This window comes from Pseudomonas sp. MRSN 12121, from assembly GCF_000931465.1.
Lineage (GTDB): Bacteria > Pseudomonadota > Gammaproteobacteria > Pseudomonadales > Pseudomonadaceae > Aquipseudomonas.
Window position 1 is genome coordinate 6,522,702 of record NZ_CP010892.1, and the last position, 21,482, is coordinate 6,544,183.

21 protein-coding genes are annotated in these 21,482 nt (G+C 63.9%); 7 read left to right on the forward strand and 14 right to left on the reverse strand.

Features of this window, described 5'->3' with window-relative positions:
* Window positions 1-47: 47 nt before the first annotated feature.
* The gene (gene cadR, locus TO66_RS29785; protein WP_044465610.1) at window positions 48-497 is read left to right on the forward strand and encodes a Cd(II)/Pb(II)-responsive transcriptional regulator; all 450 of its coding nucleotides are present in this window, start codon (window positions 48-50) and stop codon (window positions 495-497) included.
* A gap of 81 nt (window positions 498-578) precedes the next feature.
* Here the strand turns inward: cadR and TO66_RS29790 are convergent, their stop codons facing one another.
* The 3 genes from TO66_RS29790 to TO66_RS29800 form a co-directional block, all read right to left on the reverse strand.
* Window positions 579-1,550, reverse strand: a complete 972-nt coding sequence (locus TO66_RS29790; RefSeq protein ID WP_044465611.1) for a thymidylate synthase — start codon at window positions 1,548-1,550, stop codon at window positions 579-581.
* 47 nt (window positions 1,551-1,597) lie between these two features.
* Window positions 1,598-2,419: a prolipoprotein diacylglyceryl transferase gene (gene lgt, locus TO66_RS29795; RefSeq protein ID WP_044465612.1), complete on the reverse strand. Its 822-nt coding sequence runs from the start codon at window positions 2,417-2,419 to the stop codon at window positions 1,598-1,600.
* 76 nt (window positions 2,420-2,495) lie between these two features.
* Window positions 2,496-3,278, reverse strand: coding sequence for a sulfite exporter TauE/SafE family protein (locus TO66_RS29800; RefSeq protein ID WP_044465613.1), 783 nt, complete (start codon window positions 3,276-3,278; stop codon window positions 2,496-2,498).
* A gap of 121 nt (window positions 3,279-3,399) precedes the next feature.
* Here TO66_RS29800 and TO66_RS29805 point away from each other — a divergent pair, with 121 nt between their 5' ends.
* The gene (locus TO66_RS29805) at window positions 3,400-4,146 is read left to right on the forward strand and encodes an NRDE family protein (protein WP_044465614.1); all 747 of its coding nucleotides are present in this window, start codon (window positions 3,400-3,402) and stop codon (window positions 4,144-4,146) included.
* Between the two features lie 78 nt (window positions 4,147-4,224).
* Here TO66_RS29805 and ptsP read toward each other — a convergent pair whose 3' ends face one another.
* Entirely contained in the window at window positions 4,225-6,504 is a 2,280-nt protein-coding gene (gene ptsP, locus TO66_RS29810; RefSeq protein WP_044465615.1) for a phosphoenolpyruvate--protein phosphotransferase, read from the reverse strand.
* Window positions 6,505-6,526: 22 nt separating this feature from the next.
* Window positions 6,527-7,006 carry an RNA pyrophosphohydrolase gene (locus TO66_RS29815; protein WP_007927344.1) on the reverse strand — a complete coding sequence of 160 codons (480 nt, stop codon included), beginning with the start codon at window positions 7,004-7,006 and terminating at the stop codon, window positions 6,527-6,529.
* Between the two features lie 143 nt (window positions 7,007-7,149).
* Here TO66_RS29815 and TO66_RS29820 point away from each other — a divergent pair, with 143 nt between their 5' ends.
* On the forward strand, window positions 7,150-7,806 hold the full coding sequence (locus TO66_RS29820; protein WP_044465616.1) for an HAD family phosphatase: 657 nt from the start codon (window positions 7,150-7,152) through the stop codon (window positions 7,804-7,806).
* Between the two features lie 87 nt (window positions 7,807-7,893).
* On the opposite strand, the gene TO66_RS29825 is transcribed toward TO66_RS29820, so the two are convergent.
* On the reverse strand, window positions 7,894-8,307 hold the full coding sequence (locus TO66_RS29825; RefSeq protein WP_044465617.1) for a DUF2269 family protein: 414 nt from the start codon (window positions 8,305-8,307) through the stop codon (window positions 7,894-7,896).
* Between the two features lie 40 nt (window positions 8,308-8,347).
* Complete coding sequence (ilvA, locus tag TO66_RS29830) at window positions 8,348-9,862, reverse strand: threonine ammonia-lyase, biosynthetic (RefSeq protein WP_044465618.1); 1,515 nt, start codon at window positions 9,860-9,862, stop codon at window positions 8,348-8,350.
* 214 nt (window positions 9,863-10,076) lie between these two features.
* On the opposite strand from ilvA, the gene rpiA reads away from it, so the two are divergent.
* Window positions 10,077-10,748, forward strand: coding sequence for a ribose-5-phosphate isomerase RpiA (rpiA, locus tag TO66_RS29835; RefSeq protein ID WP_044465619.1), 672 nt, complete (start codon window positions 10,077-10,079; stop codon window positions 10,746-10,748).
* 291 nt (window positions 10,749-11,039) lie between these two features.
* Entirely contained in the window at window positions 11,040-12,992 is a 1,953-nt protein-coding gene (locus tag TO66_RS29840; protein ID WP_044465620.1) for an autotransporter domain-containing protein, read from the forward strand.
* Window positions 12,993-13,178: 186 nt separating this feature from the next.
* On the opposite strand, the gene TO66_RS29845 is transcribed toward TO66_RS29840, so the two are convergent.
* The 4 genes from TO66_RS29845 to TO66_RS29860 form a co-directional block, all read right to left on the reverse strand.
* On the reverse strand, window positions 13,179-14,096 hold the full coding sequence (locus tag TO66_RS29845; protein WP_044465621.1) for an SdiA-regulated domain-containing protein: 918 nt from the start codon (window positions 14,094-14,096) through the stop codon (window positions 13,179-13,181).
* Window positions 14,097-14,211: 115 nt separating this feature from the next.
* Entirely contained in the window at window positions 14,212-15,141 is a 930-nt protein-coding gene (locus TO66_RS29850) for an SdiA-regulated domain-containing protein (protein WP_044465622.1), read from the reverse strand.
* A 195-nt stretch (window positions 15,142-15,336) separates the two neighbouring features.
* Window positions 15,337-16,002: a fumarylacetoacetate hydrolase family protein gene (locus TO66_RS29855; protein ID WP_044465623.1), complete on the reverse strand. Its 666-nt coding sequence runs from the start codon at window positions 16,000-16,002 to the stop codon at window positions 15,337-15,339.
* Between the two features lie 52 nt (window positions 16,003-16,054).
* Entirely contained in the window at window positions 16,055-17,449 is a 1,395-nt protein-coding gene (locus TO66_RS29860; protein ID WP_044465624.1) for an FAD-binding oxidoreductase, read from the reverse strand.
* Window positions 17,450-17,653: 204 nt separating this feature from the next.
* Here TO66_RS29860 and serA point away from each other — a divergent pair, with 204 nt between their 5' ends.
* Complete coding sequence (gene serA / locus TO66_RS29865; RefSeq protein WP_044465625.1) at window positions 17,654-18,883, forward strand: phosphoglycerate dehydrogenase; 1,230 nt, start codon at window positions 17,654-17,656, stop codon at window positions 18,881-18,883.
* Between the two features lie 62 nt (window positions 18,884-18,945).
* Here the strand turns inward: serA and TO66_RS29870 are convergent, their stop codons facing one another.
* Window positions 18,946-19,383: a DUF4399 domain-containing protein gene (locus TO66_RS29870; RefSeq protein ID WP_044465626.1), complete on the reverse strand. Its 438-nt coding sequence runs from the start codon at window positions 19,381-19,383 to the stop codon at window positions 18,946-18,948.
* Between the two features lie 133 nt (window positions 19,384-19,516).
* Here TO66_RS29870 and TO66_RS29875 point away from each other — a divergent pair, with 133 nt between their 5' ends.
* Complete coding sequence (locus TO66_RS29875; RefSeq protein ID WP_044465627.1) at window positions 19,517-20,290, forward strand: transporter substrate-binding domain-containing protein; 774 nt, start codon at window positions 19,517-19,519, stop codon at window positions 20,288-20,290.
* Window positions 20,291-20,324: 34 nt separating this feature from the next.
* On the opposite strand, the gene TO66_RS29880 is transcribed toward TO66_RS29875, so the two are convergent.
* Both TO66_RS29880 and TO66_RS29885 read right to left on the reverse strand, forming a co-directional pair.
* Window positions 20,325-20,807, reverse strand: coding sequence for a DUF523 domain-containing protein (locus tag TO66_RS29880; protein ID WP_044465628.1), 483 nt, complete (start codon window positions 20,805-20,807; stop codon window positions 20,325-20,327).
* 2 nt (window positions 20,808-20,809) lie between these two features.
* On the reverse strand, window positions 20,810-21,442 hold the full coding sequence (locus TO66_RS29885) for a 2OG-Fe(II) oxygenase (protein ID WP_044465629.1): 633 nt from the start codon (window positions 21,440-21,442) through the stop codon (window positions 20,810-20,812).
* Window positions 21,443-21,482: the final 40 nt, after the last annotated feature.

A 21,482-nucleotide genomic window follows, 5' to 3' on the forward strand; every position in this document is an offset into this window, starting at 1 on the left:
ACCCTGTAGCCACTATAGGGTCAAGCACCCTTTCGGAGATTGTCGCGATGAAAATTGGCGAGCTGGCGAAACTGACCGACTGTCAGGTCGAAACCATCCGTTACTACGAGCGCGAAGGCCTGCTGCCGGAACCGGCCCGCAGCGAGGGCAATTACCGCCTGTACACCCAGGCCCATACCGAGCGCCTGACCTTCATCCGCAACTGCCGCAGCCTGGACATGACCCTCGAGGAAATCCGCAGCCTGCTGAACCTGCGCGACAGCCCGCAGGACCAGTGCCAGAGCGTGAATGCGCTGATCGACGAGCATATCCACCACGTCAAGGCGCGGATCGACGGCCTGCTGGCCTTGCAGACACAGTTGCTCGACCTGCGCCAACGTTGCGGCGAAGGACCGGGCCTGGATCAATGCGGGATTTTGCAGCGCCTGGAGGTCAGCGGCTCGGTGGCGCCCAGCGAGGTCGAGAATTCACACGTGGGCCGCAGTCACGGCCACTAGAAACGGCATCGCGGGCAAGCCTCGCTCCTGCAAAACGTAGGAGCGAGGCTTGCCCGCGATCATTGCGCCCGAAGGTCTGGGTCAGACCGCCATCGGCGCGGTCATCGGCGCGTGGTGCTGGTAGCCTTCCAGCGAGAAATCGCTCGGTTCGACCTTTTCCAGCCATTGCGGCTCGTACACACCCGTCTTGGCAAACTCCGGCACGCGATCGGAAATCACCAGTTTCGGCATCGGGAACGGCTCGCGCTTGAGCTGTTCGTTGAGCATGTCCAGGTGGTTTTCGTAGACGTGGGCATCGCCGATGAAATAGGTGAACCAGCGCGGGGTGTAGCCGGTCAGGCGGCCGATCAGGCTCAGCAGCGCAGCGCCCTCGGTGAGGTTGAACGGCGTGCCCAGGCCCAGGTCGTTGGAGCGGATGTAGAGGGTCAGGGAAATTTCCCGGGTCTCGACATTCGGGTGGAACTGGTACAGCAGATGGCACGGCGGCAGGGCCATTTCGTCCAGCTGGGCGCAGTTCCAGCCGTGGAACAGGATACGCCGGCTGCCCGGGTCCTTGATGATGGTGTCCACGCACTGGCGCACCTGGTCGATGGCCTTGTACAGCACCACGTAGGCCTGGCCGTTTTCCTCGCCTTCGGCGATCTGCCGGTAGCCCTGGCCCAGGGTCTGCTCGATGGCAGCCGGGTTGCTCAGGGGGATCTGCTTGTAAGCCGGCCATTTACGCCATTGCACGCCATAGATCTCACCCAGGTCGTCCTCGCCCTGGCGGAACGGGTTGGCCAGCCACTGGGCATTTTCGTTGGCGTTCTGGTCCCAGACCTTGCAGCCCAGGGCGCGGAACTCGGCGGCGTTGTTCACCCCACGCAGGAAACCGCACATCTCGCCGATGGCCGACTTGAACGCCATCTTGCGGGTGGTGATCGCGGGAAAGCCGTCCTTCAAGTCATAACGCAGCATCGCGCCGGGGAAACTGATGGTGTTCACACCCGTACGGTTGGCCTGCTTGGTGCCGTTCTTGATGACGTGGGCGACCAGATCGAGATATTGCTTCATGTATTACCTGTGTCCTTGAAGGCAGGGCTTGCGCCCTGCGATCCGAATTAGAGCGCGGCGTCTTTTGCCGTCGGGGCCGCCGGAGCGCGGTGGTAGGCCAGCCAGATCAGGAACAGGCCGCCGACGATCATCGGCACGCACAGCACCTGGCCCATGGTCAGCCAATTCCACGCCAGATAGCCCAGCTGCGCGTCCGGCACCCGGACGAACTCGACGATAAAGCGGAAAATACCGTAAAACAGGGCGAACATCCCGGAAACCGCCATGGTCGGGCGCGGTTTGCGTGAGTACAGCCAGAGGATGAGGAACAGCGCCACGCCTTCCAGGGCGAACTGATACAGCTGCGAAGGATGACGCGCCAGCTGGGCCGGGTCGCTGAACGGCGGGAAGACCATCGCCCAGGGCAGGTCGGTCGGTTTGCCCCACAGCTCGGCGTTGATGAAGTTGCCGATGCGCCCCGCACCCAGGCCGATCGGCACCATCGGTGCGACGAAATCCATCAGCTGGAAGAACGACTTGTTGTTGCGCTTGCCGAACCACAGGGCCGCCAGCATCACCCCGATGAAGCCGCCGTGGAACGACATGCCGCCCTTCCACACTTCGAAAATCAGCATCGGGTTGGCCAGGTAGGCGCTCAGGTCGTAGAACAGCACATAACCCAGGCGCCCGCCGACAATGACCCCCATCGACATCCAGAACACCATGTCGGAGAGCTTCTCCTTGGTCCAGGTGGGGTCGAAGCGGTTCAACCGGCGCGACGCCAGCAGCCAGGCGCCACCGATGCCGATCAGGTACATCAGGCCGTACCAGTGAATTTTCAGCGGACCGATGGCCAGGGCCACCGGGTCGATCTGCGGGTAAGGCAGCATTGCGACTCCTCGTTAGCGTAAAACTCGATGTGCGCCGGACCATGCCACGCGCGGATTAAGCCAGGATTGCGCCCTGTCAGAGCAGGAACGTCAGGCCCACCACAAACAGCAGGGCCGCGAACAACCGCTTCAACAGGCGCGGCGACAGCCGATGGGCCAGGCGTGCGCCGAAGCGGGCAAAGACCATGCTGGTCAGGGCGACCCCCAGCAGTGCCGGCAAATACACAAAACCCAGACTATGAGCCGGCAGCAGCGGATCATGCCAGCCCAGAATCATGAAACTTATCGCACTGGCCACGGCGATCGGCAAACCGCAGGCCGAGGAGGTCGCCACCGCCTGCTGCATCGGCACGCTGCGCCAAGTCAGGAACGGCACCGTCAGCGAGCCGCCGCCGATGCCGAAAATCGCCGAAGCCCAGCCGATCACGCTGCCGGCCAGGGTCAGCCCGAACTTGCCGGGAACCTCACGGCTGGCCTTGGGCCGCAAGTCCAGGGCCATCTGCAGGGCGACCAGCACGGCGAAGACCCCGATGATTTTCTGCAGGTTCGGCCCGGAGATGGCCTCGGCCGTCAGGGCCCCGGCCCCCGCGCCGAGCAGGATGCCCACGGTCATCCAGGCGAAGATCGGCCAGCGCACCGCGCCCTTGCGCTGGTGCTCGCGAACCGCGTTGATCGAGGTGAAGATGATGGTCGCCAACGACGTACCGACCGCCAGATGGGTCAATATCGACGGATCGAAACCTTGCAGGGTGAAGCTGAACACCAGCACGGGAACGATGATGATGCCGCCACCCACGCCGAACAGGCCGGCCAATATGCCCGCGCAGGCGCCCAGCAGCAGATAGAGCAGAAATTCCATGGAGGCATCCCGAAAAGAGTGCGGCATGGTAACGGATGCATGGCCCCGGGCTCCACTGGAGGCGATGGATACCCGGCCGATCTGTGCGTAAAGTGAGCAAAAACACAAAAGGGACAACCTGATGTGCTTGATCGTATTCGCCTGGCGGCCGGGCCATGCCCAGCCCCTGATCGTCGCGGCCAACCGTGACGAGTTCTACGCCCGCCCCAGCCTGCCGCTGGCGCAATGGCCCGAAGCTCCCGATATCTACGCCGGTCGCGACCTGGAAGCCGGCGGCACCTGGCTCGGCGTGGGCGCCGACGGACGCTTCGCCGCCCTGACCAATATCCGCAACCCCCACCAACCTCCCGCCCGGCGTTCCCGGGGCGAACTGGTGGCGCGTTTTCTCAGCGCGAAGATGCCGCTGGACGACTATTTGACCGACGTTGTCGGCCGATCGCCGGAATATGCCGGCTTCAACCTGTTGCTGGGCACCCGCGATCAGCTCTGGCACTACAACGCCCAGGAACCTGAGCCAAAACGGTTGGGCAGCGGTATCTATGGCCTGTCGAACGCCGGCCTCGACACACCCTGGCCCAAGCTGCTCAAGGCCCGGGCCGCCTTGCAGGAAGTGCTGCACGCCCCGCAGCCCCAGGCCCTGCTGGCGCTGTTGGGCGACGCGCAGACCGCGCCCTTCGCCGACCTTCCCGACACCGGCGTCGGCCTGGCCACCGAAAGCCTGCTGTCGAGCATCTTCATCGCCAGCCCCAGCTACGGCACACGGGCGAGCACCGCGCTGATCGTCCAGGCCGATGGTTCGCGGCATCTGGTCGAGCGCAGTTTCGGGCCTTACGGCGGGCATCTGGGCGAGGTGGAACTGAGGGTATAGCGGCGGCTGGAAGGACGTTATCGCGAGCAAGCTCGCTCCTGCTGGGTTGGGCAGGAGCGAACTGGCCCGCGATGACTCTTAAAGAGTCTTGGCCGACGCCGGGTTGATCATCCGCGCGAGGCCCAGGTTCTTCAGCGCCAGGTGCAGCGAGCTGTGGATAACTTGCGGGTTGTCGATGGTCATCAGCTCGGCCAGCAGTTCCCTGGCCTTGCTGAGGTTGATCTGCCGCAGCATCCACTTCACTTTCGGCAAGTTGGTGGCGTTCATCGACAGGCTGTCGAACCCCATCGCCATCAGCAGCACCGCGGCCGCCGGATCGCCGGCCATTTCGCCGCAGATGCTCACCGGCTTGCCTTCGGCATGGGCATCGCGGACCACGGTCTGCAAGGCCTGCAACACCGCCGGGTGCAGATAGTCGTAGAGGTCCGCCACCCGTGGGTTGTTGCGATCCACCGCCAGCAGGTACTGGGTCAGGTCGTTGGAGCCGACCGACAGGAAATCCACCTGGCGCGCCAGCTCACGGGTCTGGTACACCGCGGCGGGAATCTCGATCATCACCCCGACCGGCGGCATCGGCACGTCGGTGCCTTCGTCGCGCACTTCGCCCCAGGCGCGGTGGATCAGGTGCAACGCTTCCTCCAGCTCGTGGATGCCAGAGATCATCGGCAGGAGGATGCGCAGGTTGTTCAGGCCTTCGCTGGCCTTGAGCATGGCGCGAGTCTGGACCAGGAAAATCTCGGGATGGTCGAGGGTCACGCGGATGCCGCGCCAGCCAAGGAAGGGGTTGTCTTCCTTGATCGGGAAATACGACAGCGACTTGTCGCCGCCGATATCGAGGCTGCGCATCGTCACCGGTTGCGGGTGGAAGGCCGACAGTTGCTCGCGATAGATCGCCAACTGCTCCTTCTCGCTCGGGAAGCGCTGGTTGATCATGAACGGCACTTCGGTGCGGTACAGGCCCACACCTTCGGCACCACGCTTTTGCGCCCGGGCCACATCCGCCAGCAGGCCGGTGTTGACCCACAGCGGCATGCGATGGCCGTCCAGCGTCACGCACGGCTGGTCGCGCAGCGCATCCAGGCCCAGGGCCAGTTGCTTCTCTTCCTCGACCACATCGGCGAACTGCTTGCGCAGCACGTCGCTGGGGTTGGTGTAGACCTCGCCGTGGTAGCCGTCGACGATCATGTCGATGCCATCGACCTTGGAGTACGGCAGGTCGACCAGGCCCATCACCGTCGGGATGCCCATGGCGCGAGCCAGGATCGCCACGTGGGAGTTGCCCGAACCCAGGACCGACACCAGGCCGACCAGCTTGCCTTCCGGCACCTCGCCGAGCATGGCCGGCGTCAGTTCCTCGCTGACCAGGATGGTGTTGTCGGGGTAGACCAGGGTCTGCTGGCGCTCTTCCTGCAAGTAGGCCAGCAGGCGCCGCCCCAGGTCCTTGACGTCCGAGGCCCGCTCGCGCAGGTAGGCGTCGTCCATCAGTTCGAAACGGTTGACGTGATCGGTGACCACCTGGCGCAAGGCGCCCTGGGCCCATTGGCCGGTCTTGATCACGGTGGTCACTTCGCTGCCCAGGGAGGCATCGTCGAGCATCATCAGGTAGACGTCGAACAGCGCCCGCTCTTCGGGACGCAACTGGGTGGCGAGTTTTTCCGAGAGCGTGCGCATGTCGGCGCGCACGCCTTCGATAGCAGTCTTGAACAGCGCCAGTTCGGCGTCGATGTCGGTAATGCTCTTGTCGGGCACCACATCCAGGTCGGCCGGCGGCAACATGACCACCGCGGTGCCCACCGCCGCGCCTGGCGAACCGGGCACGCCGACGAACTTGGCTTCCTGGATACCCTTGCCCTGGCGACCCAGGCCACGGATCGAACCGGTGGCCTCGGCATGGGCGATAACCCCCGCCAGCTGGGCACTCATGGTCACCAGGAAGGCTTCCTCGCCCTCGTCGAACTGGCGACGCTCTTTCTGCTGGATGACCAGGACGCCGACGACCCGGCGGTGGTGAATGATCGGCGCGCCGAGGAAGGAGGCATAACGCTCCTCACCGGTCTCGGCGAAGTAGCGATAACGCGGGTGGTCGGCGGCGTTCTCGAGGTTGAGCGGTTCTTCGCGCGTCCCGACCAGGCCGACCAGACCTTCGTTGGGTGCCATGCTGACCTTGCCGATCGAGCGCTTGTTCAAGCCCTCGGTGGCCATCAGGACAAAACGGTTGGTCTCGGGGTCCAGCAGATAGACCGAGCAGACCTGACTGCCCATGGCCTCTTTGACGCGCAACACAATAATCCCCAACGCCGCCTTGAGATCCTTGGCGGAGTTAACTTCCTGGACGATCTTGCGCAGCGTATTGAGCATGGCTCGGGGTCGAACTCCGTCGTCAGTCGCGCGCTAGAAGGCGCGGGGCAAGCTCTTTGAGAGCGCGGCGATACACCTCGCGCTTGAATGTCACCACCTGGCCCAACGGATACCAATAACTGACCCAGCGCCAGCCATCGAACTCCGGTTTACCGGTCAAATCCATCCGCACCCGCTGCTCGTTGGAGATCAGGCGCAGGAGAAACCATTTCTGCTTCTGGCCGATGCACAGCGGCTGGCTATGAGTACGTACCAGGCGTTGCGGCAAACGATAGCGCAACCAGCCTCGGGTACAGGCGAGAATTTGCACATCCTCGCGCTCCAGGCCGACTTCTTCGTTCAACTCGCGGTACAGAGCGTCTTCCGGCGTTTCTTCGGGGTTGATTCCCCCTTGCGGAAACTGCCAGGCATCTTGATTGATACGGCGAGCCCATAGCACCTGGCCAGCATCATTCGTCAGAATGATCCCGACATTGGGGCGGAAACCATCGGGGTCGATCACGGCAACAACCTCGCAAACGCATGTCGCCGCATTGTTCCACAAAGGTTGTGAAAGCAGCAACGAGGCTTCCTACCTTATGTGCACTCTTGTGAAAAGACCGTATTCTGATCGCCTTTTTTCAGACTTATCAGCGAGTAACCGCGATGCGCCTGGCTTTATTCGACTTGGACAACACCCTTCTGGGCGGCGACAGTGACCACGCCTGGGGCGATTACCTGTGCGAACGAGGCTTCCTCGACGCCGTCACCTACAAGGCCCGCAATGACGAGTTCTACCAGGACTACCTGGCCGGCAAACTCGACAATGCCGCGTACCTGAACTTCTGCCTGGAAATTCTCGGCCGCACCGAGATGGACGTGCTCGACCAATGGCACCGCGACTACATGCGCGACTGCATCGAACCGCTGATGCTGCCCAAGGCCGCGCAACTGCTGGCCAAGCACAAGGCTGCCGGCGACAAGCTGGTGATCATCACCGCCACCAACCGCTTCGTCACCGCGCCGATCGCCGAACGCCTGGGCGTGGAAACCCTGATCGCTACCGAGTGCGAGATGCTCGACGGCCGCTACACCGGCCGCAGCACCGATATCCCGTGCTTTCGCGAAGGCAAGGTGACCCGCCTGGCGCGCTGGCTCGAGGAAACCGGCCATAGCCTGGAAGACAGCTACTTCTATAGCGATTCGATGAATGACTTGCCGCTGCTGGAACAGGTGGCGAACCCGGTCGCGGTGGATCCGGACCCGAACCTGCGGGCCGAGGCCGAGCGCCGCGGCTGGCCGGTGATCAGCCTGCGCGACTGAAGACACCAACGCGAACCCGCTCGCTCCTGCAGATCGGCGTGAACGACGCCTTTCCCCGTAGCGGCGAGCTGGCGCGCGATCAGGCCGTCAAACCGGCTTGGCGCCCATCAATCCGGCGATCGCCACGAACCCCAGCAGACTGATGACCGCCAGCGCCAGGGTGAAATTCAGGTTGCCGCCCCTGCCCAACCGCAGGCGATTGAGCCGCGCCACCAGCCAGAACCAGCACAGCGCCGCCACCATATAGAGGATGCTGGAGCCCAGGATCCAGGTTTGCCCCAGTGGCCAGCCGATCAGGTGCACCAGCCACCAGCCGGTGAACGGCATGCTGACCAGGCTGATGCCCATCAGCAGCCATACGAACGCCCACGGGCGCTGCAGGGTAACGGTTGGGCCGGCGCTGCGCTTGCGCCAGGCCAGCAGCGCCAGGCCGAGGCCGCTGAGCAACAGCAATGCGGTAGCGGCGATGTGGATCACCTTGAGGGTGGTCAGCGTTTCCATGTAGTCGACTCCTTGAGGCCTTGCTCACCAGCGTAGCCGTTCAGCCCAGGAACAGCTGATACGCCGGGTTATCACTCTCGTCCCAATAGGGGTAACCGATTTGCGCCAGCGCCGCCGGTACCAGATGGCGTTCGTCCGCCGGCACTTGCAAGCCCGCGACCACCCGGCCGTCGGCCGCGCCATGGTTGCGATAGTGGAACATCGAGATGTTCCAGCGCCCGCCCAGCTTGTTGAGGAAGTTGAACAGCGCCCCCGGGCGTTCCGGGAACTCGAAGCGAAACACCACCTCGTCGCTGACCCGCGCCGCATGCCCGCCGACCATATGACGGATGTGCAGCTTGGCCAGTTCGTTGTCGGTCAGGTCGGTCACCGGGAAACCCTGCTCGGACAGGCTGGCGATCAGCGCGCTGCGCGGGTCGTTTTCCGGATGGGTCTGCACGCCGACGAAAATGTGCGCCTCGCTGCCGGTGTTGTAGCGGTAGTTGAATTCGGTGATCTGCCGCTTGCCGACGGCCTCGCAGAACGCCTTGAAGCTGCCCGGCTTCTCGGGAATGGTCACGGCGATGATGGCTTCGCGGCCTTCACCCAGCTCGGCGCGCTCGGCGACATGCCGCAGGCGGTCGAAATTGACATTGGCGCCGGAATCGATGGCCACCAGGGTCTGCCCGCTGACGCCACGCTGCTCGACGTACTTCTTGATCCCGGCCACGCCCAGGGCGCCGGCCGGCTCGGTGATGGAGCGGGTGTCGTCGTAGATGTCCTTGATCGCCGCGCAGATCTCATCAGTGCTGACGGTGATCACCTCATCCACGTAGTCCTTGCAGATGTCGAAGGTGTGCTGGCCGATCTGCGCCACCGCGACGCCGTCGGCGAAGATGCCCACGGTCGGCAACACCACGCGCTCGCTGGCGGCCATGGCCGCTTGCAGGCAGTTGGAGTCGTCCGGCTCGACGCCGATAATGCGGATTTCCGGCCGCAGGTATTTGACGTAGGCCGCGATCCCGGCGATCAGTCCGCCGCCGCCGACCGGAACGAAGATCGCGTCCAGCGGCCCCGGGTGCTGGCGCAGGATCTCCATCGCCACGGTGCCCTGCCCGGCGATGGTGTGCGGATCGTCGTACGGATGGATATAGACGTAGCCCTTTTCGTCCACCAGCTTCAGCGAGTAGGCCAGGGCCTCCGGAAAGGAATCGCCATGCAGCACCACCTTGCCGCCGCGGGAGCGCACGCCTTCGACCTTGATTTCCGGGGTGGTCTTGGGCATCACGATGGTTGCCTTCACCCCCAGCACCTTGGCCGCCAGGGCCAGGCCCTGGGCATGGTTGCCGGCCGACGCGGTCACCACGCCGCGGGCGCGCTCGGCATCGCTGAGCTGGGTCAGCTTGTTGTAGGCGCCGCGAATCTTGAACGAGAACACCGGCTGCAAGTCTTCGCGCTTGAGCCAGACCTGGTTGCCCAGCCGCTCGGAGAGCTGGCGGGCCGTCTGCAACGGGGTTTCTACGGCAACGTCGTAAACGCGCGAGGTGAGGATCTTCTTGACGTACTGTTCGAGCATCGGAAAGCATCACTGAGCGGGTTGGGCAGGGCCAGCGAGTCTAACCCAGCGTTTGCCCGGGCGACCACACGAATCCCGAGGTTTTAGAGCCTGCGGCCCAGGCCCGGTGGCGCGCTGCGCTGTCTCGACCCGCCAATCGGGCAATGACCTTCCCCGCGGCGGCGCCTATAATGCCGGCCTTTCCGTCCCCCCCTTGCCCGCTTCCGGAGCCCGCATGACCCAGGATCAACTCAAACAGGCCGTGGCCCAGGCTGCCGTCGACCTCATCCTCCCGAAACTCGATGACAAGAGCATCGTCGGGGTCGGCACCGGCTCCACCGCCAACTGCTTCATCGATGCCCTGGCCCAGCACAAGGCCGCCTTCGACGGTGCGGTCGCCAGCTCCGAAGCCACCGCGGCGCGCCTCAAGGGCCACGGCATTCCGGTGTACGAGCTGAATACCGTCAGCGACCTGGAGTTCTACATCGACGGCGCCGACGAAAGCGACGAGCACCTGAACCTGATCAAGGGCGGCGGCGCAGCCCTGACCCGCGAGAAGATCGTCGCGGCGGTGGCCAAGACCTTCATCTGCATCGCCGACGCCAGCAAGCTGGTGCCGGTGCTGGGCAATTTCCCGCTGCCGGTGGAAGTGATCCCCATGGCCCGCAGCCACGTGGCCCGCGAACTGGTGAAACTGGGCGGCGACCCGGTCTACCGCGAAGGCGTGATCACCGACAACGGCAACATCATCCTCGACGTGCACAACATGCAGATCACCAACCCGGTGGAGCTGGAAGCCCAGATCAACGCCATTGTCGGCGTGGTCACCAACGGCCTGTTCGCTGCCCGCCCGGCCGACGTGCTGCTGCTGGGCACCAGCGAAGGCGTGAAGACCCTCACCGCCTGATCCCTCCGGTTTCGCCCCTGCCGCCATGGCCGGGGCGAATGCTTCGCTCCCCGCCTGCCCCTTCTTGCGCCCCTCTTTCGTTCGTACTGCTACTTTTCGCCGCATTTCGTCGCAGGAATCTCCGATTTCGCGCACCAGGTCTCAGTCTGGCGAACGGCTTCGCGTATCAAATCCGTTACAAATTACAGCCAGGCGACACCCGATTTAAGCGATGCGCCAATCCAGCGTCGCCCGGGGAATGAGGCGCGCATCGTGCAATGCCTTCCGTTTTCCCTCTCAAGGACGATCACTGTGCTCAAACCCCTCGCGCTCGCTGTCAGCCTGGGCAGCGCCCTGCTGGCCACCCCGGCCTTCGCCTACGAATACGGCGAACACGCCGCCACCACGCTGGACAAGCTGATCAACGATTACCCGGGCCGCTACCGCGGCACCGCCAACTTCGCCGGCGCCGCCGACTGGATGCAAAGCCGGATGGGCAGCGCCTATGACATCAGCCGCCAGGACTTCACCTGGACCGCCGGTGGGAGCACCCGCCGCTCGCAAAACGTGCTGGCCTACGCTGCCGGGACCCGGCCGCAATACGTGGTGCTCGGCGCGCATTTCGACACTTATTTCGGGCGCCCGGCCTTGCAGGGCCTGGACGACAACGGTTCCGGCGCCAGCGTGCTGACGGAAATCGCCCGCAACCTGGACGGCCTGCCACTGGAAAACGGCCTGCAGGTGGTCGGCTTCGGCGCCGAAGAAGAAGGCCTGCGCGGCTCCAGGGCGTTCGTCGACTCGCTCAGCGCCAGCCAGCGCGCCAACATGCTCGCCATGATCAACCTCGACAGCCTGATCACCGGCGACATGATGTATGCCCATGCCGGGCAGAACAGCACCGCCAACCCGGCCCTGGCTGCGCTGCGCGAACACACCCTGCAAATCGCCAGGGAGCTGCAGATCAACCTGTTCACCAACCCCGGGCTCGACCCGGCGTACCCCGCGGGCACCGGTTGTTGCAGCGACGGCGAAGCCTTCGAGGGGTTGAACATCCCGATTCTCTATATCGAGGCCACCAACTGGGAAATCGGCGATCTGGACGGCTATACCCAGACCACCAATCCGGCCATTCCCGGCGGCTCGACCTGGCATGATCCCGCCGAGGACAACAAGGCAGTACTGACCAACGCCTTCGGCCAGGAGCGCATCGACCAGCGCCTGCGCGACTACTCGCGCCTGCTCAGCCGCTTGGTTCTCGAACTGACCAACGCCGACCTGCTGGCCTCCACCGCGTCCGGCGGCGCCGTGGCGCGCAACCAGCAGGATCACCTGCAGCGCCAGCACCAGGCCATGGTCCGGCTGCATGACCGGCGCTGGCTGACCTTGCAGGCGATGGGCCGGGAAGTCGGCAGTTTCGATGGCGAGATCGGCATCGACGGCGAATACAGCCCCGACAGCGGCTTCGATAGCGCACCGAACCCCGAGGCGCGCCGGCTCGGCGTGCACGCCCTGGGCGACTACCAGCTCAATGCGAGCCTGAATATCGGCGCCAGCCTCAGCTACCAGAACGGCCGCGACAAGCTCGAGCATCGCGGCAAGCTCGACAGCGACACCTGGCAGGCGGCGGTCTACGCCTTGCTCAACGATGGCGGCCCGCAATGGCTGGCCGGCGACCTGAGCGTCGGTCGCACAAGCTTCGAATCCAAGCGCAACCTGGTGATCCAGGCCAACGGCGGCCCGGTGCTGCTGAACCAGAAGCTGACCGGCGATACCGACGCCCTGTCCCTCGGCGCCCGCATGCTCGGGGGCTACGACCTGGATTTCGGCGCGATCAAGAGCGGCCCGTTCGCCGGTCTCGACTACACCCACTACCGCATCGACTCGTTCCACGAAAAGCAGGACCTGCGCACCGCGCTGGGCTACGAGGAGCAGTCGTTCGAGTCGCTGGAAGCCAGCCTCGGCTGGCGCGTGCGCGGCACCCTCGCCCTGCCTTACGGCATGAGCCTGCTGCCTTACGGCGACCTGGCCTGGGTCAAGGAGCTGGCCGACGGCCGCCTGGACGACCTGGACCTGACCAGCCGCGCCGACGACCAGGTTCGCGTGGCCCGCCTGGGCGGCGTGGACAAAAGCTTCGGCCGTGCCCAACTCGGCAGCCAGCTGGCAATCACGCCGCAGTTGGGGCTGTACGCCGAGGTCAACAGCCGGATCGGTCATGCCGAGGGCAGTGAGACGGGTTATTCCCTGGGGGTGCAGTGGCAGTTCTAGGAAGGACCTGTAGCCGCTGCCGAGCTCCGGCGAGGCTGCGATCGACCGCGCAGCGGTCGCAAAACCAGGCGCCGTATTCTTCCCGGTAAATCGCGTGGACAGGTTTAGCGAGGACTATGTCGGAATGCCGCCCACCTCGATCGCAGCCTCGCTGGAGCTCGGCAGCGGCTACAGGCGGCTACGGGGTTACGGGGTTACGGCAGGCTTTTTGAAGACGTAGAACAGGTTCGGTTCGCTGACCAGATAGAGGGTGCCGCCGTCGTCCATGGCGATGCCCTCGGCCTGCGGCACCGTAGCCTGCAACCCTTGCTGCCCCTTGCGCAATGACAGGGTGCTCAGGGGACGACCGTCCACATCCAGCTCCAGCACCAGACGCGACTCGTCCGACAGCGCCAACAGATGCCCGGTGCGCTCGTCGTATTGCAGGCTGGACAGGTCCCGCACGAACAGGCCGGCATCGCGCTTGGGATTGTTGACCACATGCACCGCGTACGACTTCTCCGGGTCGTAATGCGGGAAGCCCTGGACTTCGTAGATCAGCATCGGGTCGCGTTCCTTGGCGACGAACAGGCGCTTGCCCACCGAGTCGTAGGCCAGGCCTTCGAACCCCTTGTTTCCGCTCATGTGCACGCCCAGGGTCATCTGTTCGGCGTCCGCGGCATCGAGGAACACCGTGTCGTCCTGCAGATGGATCTTGATCAGCCGCTGCTGGCGCTCGTCGGTGAGCACATAGGTGTCGGCGCTGATGAATTCGACCGCTTCCGGGTCGCCAAAGCCGGTCAGGGCGATACGGCGCAGAATGCGCCCGTCGAGCGACAGTTCGATCAGCTCGGCATTCTTGTTGGTCACGGTAAACAGGCTGTTTCGCACCGGGTCGTAGGTGAGTGCCGAGACGTCGTCCAGGCCCTCGATCTTCTGCCCTTCGAGGGTCACTCGATAGCCGTCGAGGCCAATGGCATCGGTGTTGGCCGGCTGCGACATGACCCGCCAGTTGAACCACAGACGCTCGAAGAAACGATGGTGCTGCCCGGCAACGCCGACCAGCACCAGCAGGATGAAACACAGGAGGAGGAACAGCGGTTTGGGGTAGGCAAGACGACGCATTCGGGAAGCTCAAAGACAAAATCAGGCGGATGAAATATCACGACCGCATGAATTTAAGCTTAATCGCCGCGCACGTATGCCGGATTGTGGCTCTTTATCGTCAGAGATCTCTGATTCAGCGCTTCTCGAAGCGGTAGAACAGATTGGGCTCGCTGACCATGTACAGCACGCCCTGATCGTCCATGGCCACGCCCTCGGCCCGCGGGATGGTGCTTTTGAGGCCATTGAAGCCGCCCAGCAGGGTCATGAAGCTGACCTGCTCGCCGGTTTCGGACAGTTCCAGCAGCATGTGCGAATCGGCGGACAGCACCAGGGTATGGCCGGTGCGCGGATCGATGCCCAGGGCGGACAGGTTGCGCAGGTCCAGCTCATCGCTTTCCAGCTTCTGCTTGTCGCCATGGAGGGTCTGGCTGCCGTCGCTTTTCCAGGTGAACAGTGCCGGCGGGCGCTCCTCGCCCAGCAGCAACTGCTGCTTGCGCGGGTCCCAGGCGACCGCTTCGAACGCCTTGTTCTGGTCTTGCGAAGGGCCCAGGTCGTATTTCGGGAAGTCGGCGATATTCAGTTCGCGGGTCGTGGCGTCCACCTTGACGATGGTCAGCAAGTGATCGCGCTCGTCGACGATGCCCATCAAGCCGTTTTCCATGACCGCCACCCCTTCCGGGTTGCTCCAGCCCACCAGCGGCATCTTGCGCAATACATCGCCCTGCAGGCTCAGCTCGACCAGGAACGGGTTCTTGCCCATGACGGCGAACAGGGTCTTGGTCTGCGGGTTGTAGCTCAGGTCGGAAGCCTCGTCCTTTTCCATGCCCGGCAGCGCCTTGGCATCGATGACCGCGCGGTAGTCCGGCAGCCAGACACTTTCCTGGCGCTCGGCCGGGGTTTCGAAGCGCTCCAGCACCCAGAGCAGGCCGCGGTCGTCCCAGTGCATGGCGATGGCGATGCCGTACATCACGATGCCCGACAGCAGCAGCCAGGAATACCAGCGCATGGTGAACCGACCACGACGGCGAACAGTGCGAAGCTCAGGGGCATGAGGCATGGACATGGGGCGCGTATTCCAGAAATCAGCTAGGGGGTAATAGCCCATCGGGGCAGGCTCAGACGCCTGAAACCGGGAAATTATCCAGATTGGGTGTGAAAAAAATGGCAAAGCCGCAGAACCATCCTAGACGCTGCCGGTGGTTTCACAAGAAAGGCCCGCCCGTTGCAGGCGAGCCTTGCGTGTCGGCCGTCGTCAGGATCAGCGCACGCGGCTCTCGAAACGGCTGACGCCTGGCAGCTCCAGCACCAGTTCGTCGCCCACGTTCAGCGGTCCGACACCTACCGGCGTGCCGGTCAGGATCACGTCGCCCGCCTGCAGGGAGAAGCAGCCGGCCATGTACTGGATCATCGATACGATGGGGTTGAGCATGATGCTGCTGTTGCCGTCCTGGCGGACTTCACCGTTGATGGTCAGGCGAATGCCGATGTCGGCGAGGTCCGGGAAGGTGCTGCCGACGACAAAGGGTGCCAGCACGCAGGCGCCGTCGAAGCACTTGGAGATTTCCCAGGGCAGGCCCTTGGCCTTGAGCTCGGCCTGCTTGTCGCGCAGGGTCAGGTCCAGGGCCGGGGCGAAGCCGGAAATGGCATCCAGCACTTCTTCGCGGCTGGGTCGGGTCGACAGCGGCTTGCCGATCAGGACGGCGATTTCCGCCTCGTAATGCACGGAACCACGCTCGGTGGGGATGGCGAAGCCGCCTTCCAGCGGCACCACGCAACTGCCCGGCTTGATGAAGAGCAGCGGCTCGCTCGGCACCGGGTTGTCCAGCTCCCTGGCGTGCTCGGCATAGTTGCGCCCGATGCACACGATCTTGCCGACCGGGAAATGAATACGGGTACCGTCGACATACTGGTGCTGATAGTTCATTACCGACTCCTGCTCTTTTGGTTCATCAGGTACCGCGTGATCGACCCTTGGGTCAAACAGCGAAAATCTTGCCCGGATTCATGATGCCGTTCGGGTCGAACACCGCCTTGACCGCCTTCATGTAGGCGATTTCCGCCGGCGAACGGCTGTAGGTCAGGTAATCGCGCTTGGTCATGCCCACACCGTGTTCGGCGGAAATCGAGCCGTTGTACTTCTCGACGATCTCGAACACCCATTTGTTCACGGTGGCGCACTTGGCGAAGAACTCGTCCTTGCCCAGGTTATCCGGCTTGAGAATGTTCAGGTGCAGGTTGCCGTCGCCGATGTGGCCATACCAGACCACCTCGAAATCGGGGTAATGGCGGCCGACGATCTCGTCGATTTCCCGCAGGAAGGCCGGGACTTTCGACACGGTCACCGAAATGTCGTTCTTGTACGGGGTCCAGTGGGAGATGGTCTCGGAGATGTACTCGCGCAGTTTCCACAGGTTCCGCAGCTGGGTGTCGCTCTGGCTCATCACGCCGTCCAGGACCCAGCCTTGCTCGACGCAATGCTCGAAGGTCTCCAGGGCCTGGTTCGCCACTTCCTCGGTGGTCGCCTCGAACTCCAGCAGCACATAGAACGGGCATGCGGTCTCGAACGGCGCCGGCACGTCGCCACGGCCGAGGATTTTGGCCAGGGCCTTGTCGGAGAAGAATTCGAAGGCGGTCAGGTCGAGCTTGCCCTGGAAGGCGTGCAGCACCGGCATGATCGAGTCGAAGTCGGGCGTGCCGAGGACCATCGCGGTGAGGTTCTTCGGCGCGCGATCCAGGCGCATGGTGGCCTCGACCACGAACCCCAGAGTGCCCTCGGCGCCGATGAACAGCTGGCGCAGGTCATAGCCGGTGGCGTTCTTGATCAGGTCCTTGTTCAGTTCCAGCAGGTCGCCCGTGCCGGTGACCACCTTCAGGCCGGCGACCCAGTTGCGGGTCATGCCGTAGCGAATCACCTTGATTCCGCCGGCATTGGTGCCGATATTGCCGCCAATCTGGCTGGAACCGGCGGAAGCGAAGTCCACCGGGTAATACAGGCCGTTTTCCGCCGCGAGGTTCTGCAACTGCTCGGTGACCACGCCCGGCTGGCACACTGCGGTGCGATCGGTCAGGTTCAGGTCGAGGATCTGGTTCATGTAGTCGAACGACACCACGACTTCGCCATTGGCCGCCACGGCGGCGGCCGACAGGCCGGTGCGACCGCCGGACGGCACCAGCGCGACCTTGTGCCGGTTGGCCCAGCGCACGATGGCCTGGACCTGCTCGATGGTCTTGGGAAAGACAATGGCGCTCGGCGCCGGGGCGAAATGTTTGGTCCAATCCTTGCCGTAAGCCTCCAGGGAAGCGGCATCGGTCAGGACCTTGCCAGCCTCGACCAGGGTCTTCAGCTCATCGATCAGCGCGGGATTGGTCATCGGCAGAACTCTCGAACAATTCATGGTCATCCTGAGAACGCTTCACGTCGCAGGAACGAGTGTTTCGCGGGGTCCGTATGCTAGCATACGACCCCCCGCAGAATAGTGCCGAAGGGCGTTCTGCGGCGACGGCTTTCCTGCCGTCCGGGTCAGCATCTGTTGACCATTTCCTGCCATTTTTCTCCGGGACACAGGTTTACGCAGATGAGCAAGACTTCTCTCGATAAGAGCAAGATCAAGTTCCTTCTTCTCGAAGGCGTCCACCAATCGGCTGTCGACGTCCTCAAGGCCGCGGGCTACACCAGCATCGAGTACCTCACCGGTTCTCTGCCGGAAGCCCAGCTGAAGGAAAAGATCGCCGACGCGCACTTCATCGGCATTCGCTCCCGCACCCAACTGACTGAAGAGATCTTCGATCACGCGAAGAAACTCGTCGCCGTTGGCTGCTTCTGCATCGGCACCAACCAGGTCGACCTCGACGCGGCCCGCGAGCGCGGCATCGCCGTGTTCAACGCGCCGTACTCCAACACCCGTTCCGTTGCCGAACTGGTGCTGGCCGAAGCGATCCTGCTGTTGCGCGGCATCCCCGAGAAAAATGCTTCCTGCCACCGTGGCGGCTGGATCAAGAGCGCAGCCAACTCCTTCGAGATCCGCGGCAAGAAGCTGGGCATCGTCGGCTACGGCTCGATCGGCACCCAGCTGTCGGTCCTGGCCGAAGGCCTGGGCATGCAGGTGTTCTTCTACGACACCGTGACCAAGCTGCCGCTGGGCAACGCCACCCAGGTCGGCAACCTGCACGAGCTGCTGGGCATGTCCGACATCGTGACCCTGCACGTTCCGGAAACCGCCGCCACCCAGTGGATGATCGGCGAGAAGGAAATCCGCGCCATCAAGAAAGGCGGCATCCTGATCAACGCCGCGCGCGGCACCGTGGTCGAGCTGGACCACCTGGCAGCGGCGATCAAGGACAAGCACCTGATCGGCGCGGCCATCGACGTGTTCCCGGTGGAGCCACGCTCCAACGACGAAGAGTTCGAAAGCCCGCTGCGTGGCCTGGACAACGTGATCCTGACCCCGCACATCGGCGGTTCCACCGCCGAAGCCCAGGCCAACATCGGCCTGGAAGTAGCGGAAAAGCTGGTCAAGTACAGCGACAACGGGACCTCGGTATCGTCCGTGAACTTCCCGGAAGTGGCCCTGCCGGCACACCCAGGCAAGCACCGTCTGCTGCACATCCACGAGAACATTCCGGGCGTGATGAGCGAGATCAACAAGGTCTTCGCCGAAAACGGCATCAACATCTCCGGTCAGTTCCTGCAGACCAACGAGAAGGTTGGCTACGTGGTGATCGACGTCGACGCCGAATACTCGGAGCTGGCGCAAGAGAAGCTGCAACAGGTCAACGGCACCATCCGTAGCCGCGTCCTGTTCTAAGCCTTCGCGCGTACTGAAAAGGGAGGCCCTCGGGCCTCCCTTTTTTATTGCCGCCGCCGCGCTTACTTGACGGTGATGGTGATCTTTTCCGAAACGATCGGCGGGTCGAACGGTACGTGGTTCTTGTCGCCCAGCTCCAGTTGCAGGGTGTGCTTGCCCGGGGCCAGGGTCAGTTCGGTTTCGGTCTGGGCCTTGCCGAAGTGGATGTGCTGGGCATCGGCCGGGATCGGCATGTTCTCGGCTGGCAGCTTGTCGACGTCGACCAGCAAGTGGTGGTGCCCGGTGTGCGGGGTCTGGTCGCCGGCGGGGGCCAGGGAAATGTCGCTGACGCCGAACTTGACCTTGAAGGTCTTGGCCACGGTGTCGCCATTGACCGGGGTGACAATGAACACGGACGCCCCTTCCGGCGCCTTGGTACGAGGAATATCCGCCGCAGAGGCCAGCATCGAAGCCCCCAGCATCAGGCCAGCCAGTGCAGCACGAGACATAAAGGTTTTCATTCTACTCTCCAGTTTTTGCGCAAAATCGGTACGGTTACGACAACTTCGTGGCCTATCGTTGTCGAAGGGCAATCAACACCATAGCAAAGCGAGCCCGAACAGCGCGCCGCCTATATGAATTCAAGGAGTGACCATGCGTTTCCTGTCTGGCCTGATACTTTTGCTGCCTCTTGTGAGCACTTGCGCCCAAGCCGAACTGATCGACGACGTTAACGACCGCGGGGAACTGCGCATCGCCCTGGAGGCCAATACCCCCCCGTTCAATTTCAAGGACGACGGCAAGCTCACCGGCTTCGAGGTCGAACTGGGCCAACTGCTCGCCCGCGAGATGGATGTACGGGCCGACTTCGTGGTCACCGACGCCGCCGACCTGCTGCCCGGCGTCGAAAGCGGTCGCTACGACATCGCCCTCAATCACATAGCAATGACCCCGGAACTCAAGGATCGTTTCGACTTCAGCGAGCCTTATAGCTACTCCAGCGCACAGTTGATCGTGCGCAAGGAAGAACAGCGCACGCCCGGCAGCCTGCAGGCGCTCCAGGGCCAGACGCTGGGCGTGGCCCAGGGCAGCCAGTTCGTCGAACAGGCGCGCACCGTGGAAGGCATCGACCTGCGCGCCTACCCGAACGCCCAGCAGCCGATCAAGGATGTGGCGGACAAGCAACTCGACGCCGCCATCAGCGACCGCCTGCTGGTGCCCTACGCCATCCGCGACAGCCGTTTGCCGGTGAAGGAAGGCGCCAAGGTCGGGCCGACGCTGAGCCTGGCGATTCCGTTCCAGAAAGGTAATCCGGCGTTCCAGGCGAGCCTGGACGGCGCGCTGCAGCGCATCAAGGCCGATGGCCGGTTGATGGCGTTGTCGGAAAAGTGGTTCGGCATGGATGCGAGCAAACCGCCCAAACCCTGACTCCGGCGCCATCGCACCAGAGGCGGCTATGGCCTCAGAGAGCGGCCAGGGCGGCGGCCGCTTCGGCCAGTTCCAGCTCGCTGAACACCTGCACGCCGGCCCGCTTGAGCAACGCGGCGGTGACGCCCTCGCCGCTGACCTTGGCCCCGCTGAACGTCCCGTCGTAAGTCAGCAGGTTGCCGCAGGACGGGCTGTTGGCCTTGAGCACGGCGATGCGGATACGGTGTTCACGCACCAGTTCCAGCGCCTGGCGGGCGCCGGCGAGGAACTCGGTGCTGACATCCTCACCGTCGCGAGTGATGACCCGCGCCAGGCCATCGAGCACTTCAGCGCCCTGCCCGCCCGGGATTTCCGCGGCCGCCCGTGGCGTCGGCAAGCCGCCGGCGACTTCCGGGCACAGCGCCACCACCCGCCCCTCGGCCTGCCAGCTCGCCAGCAGGTCGAACGGCCCGCTGGCACCGCCGTCGTAACGCACGCGGTGGCCCAGCAGGCAGCGACTGACGAGGATCTTGTGCATGCTCAGAACGGCTCGCTGCCGCGCCGGCGGAACCAGCCGGTCAAGGACAGGCGTTCCCGGGTCGCGGGCAGCACTTCGTGGGGCACCTCGCCGGAGAGGAACACCACCAGCCGGCCGGCGACAGGATCCACGTCGTATTCGACCGCGTCGTCCAGGTACATGCGCAGCTGGCCGCCCTCCTCGGGCAGCCAGTCCGGGTTGAGGTAGATCACCGCCGACACCATGCGCCGGTCGTCGTCGCGGAAACGATCGAGGTGCTTGAGGTAGAAAGCCCCGGGCGGGTAGAGGGCGAAATGGCTTTCGAAATCCTCCAGGCCCAGGAACAGCCCGCGGTTCAATGCCTCGCGCAAGCTGTCCATCAACCCCAGGTAGGTATCGCAGCAGTCGGCCTGGCCGGGCTCGAGCCATTGGATATGATCGCCGCGGATCCCCTCGCGGATTTCCTGCGCCGGGCCGCGGCCGACCGCCGCCGGCGCCAGCTCGCCCTCGGCCGCGCGTTTACGGCACTCGGCCGCCAGCTCCAGGGTCAGAGCCTGGGGCAGGAAAATATTCTGTTGCGACCAGCCACGGACGGCCAGGTCATCGACGATGCGCAACAGCAGGGGGTGATCAGAGGGCATGTGCATGGCGCGCATAGTATCCACACCCAAATGAATCCGACAGATCCCGTAGATA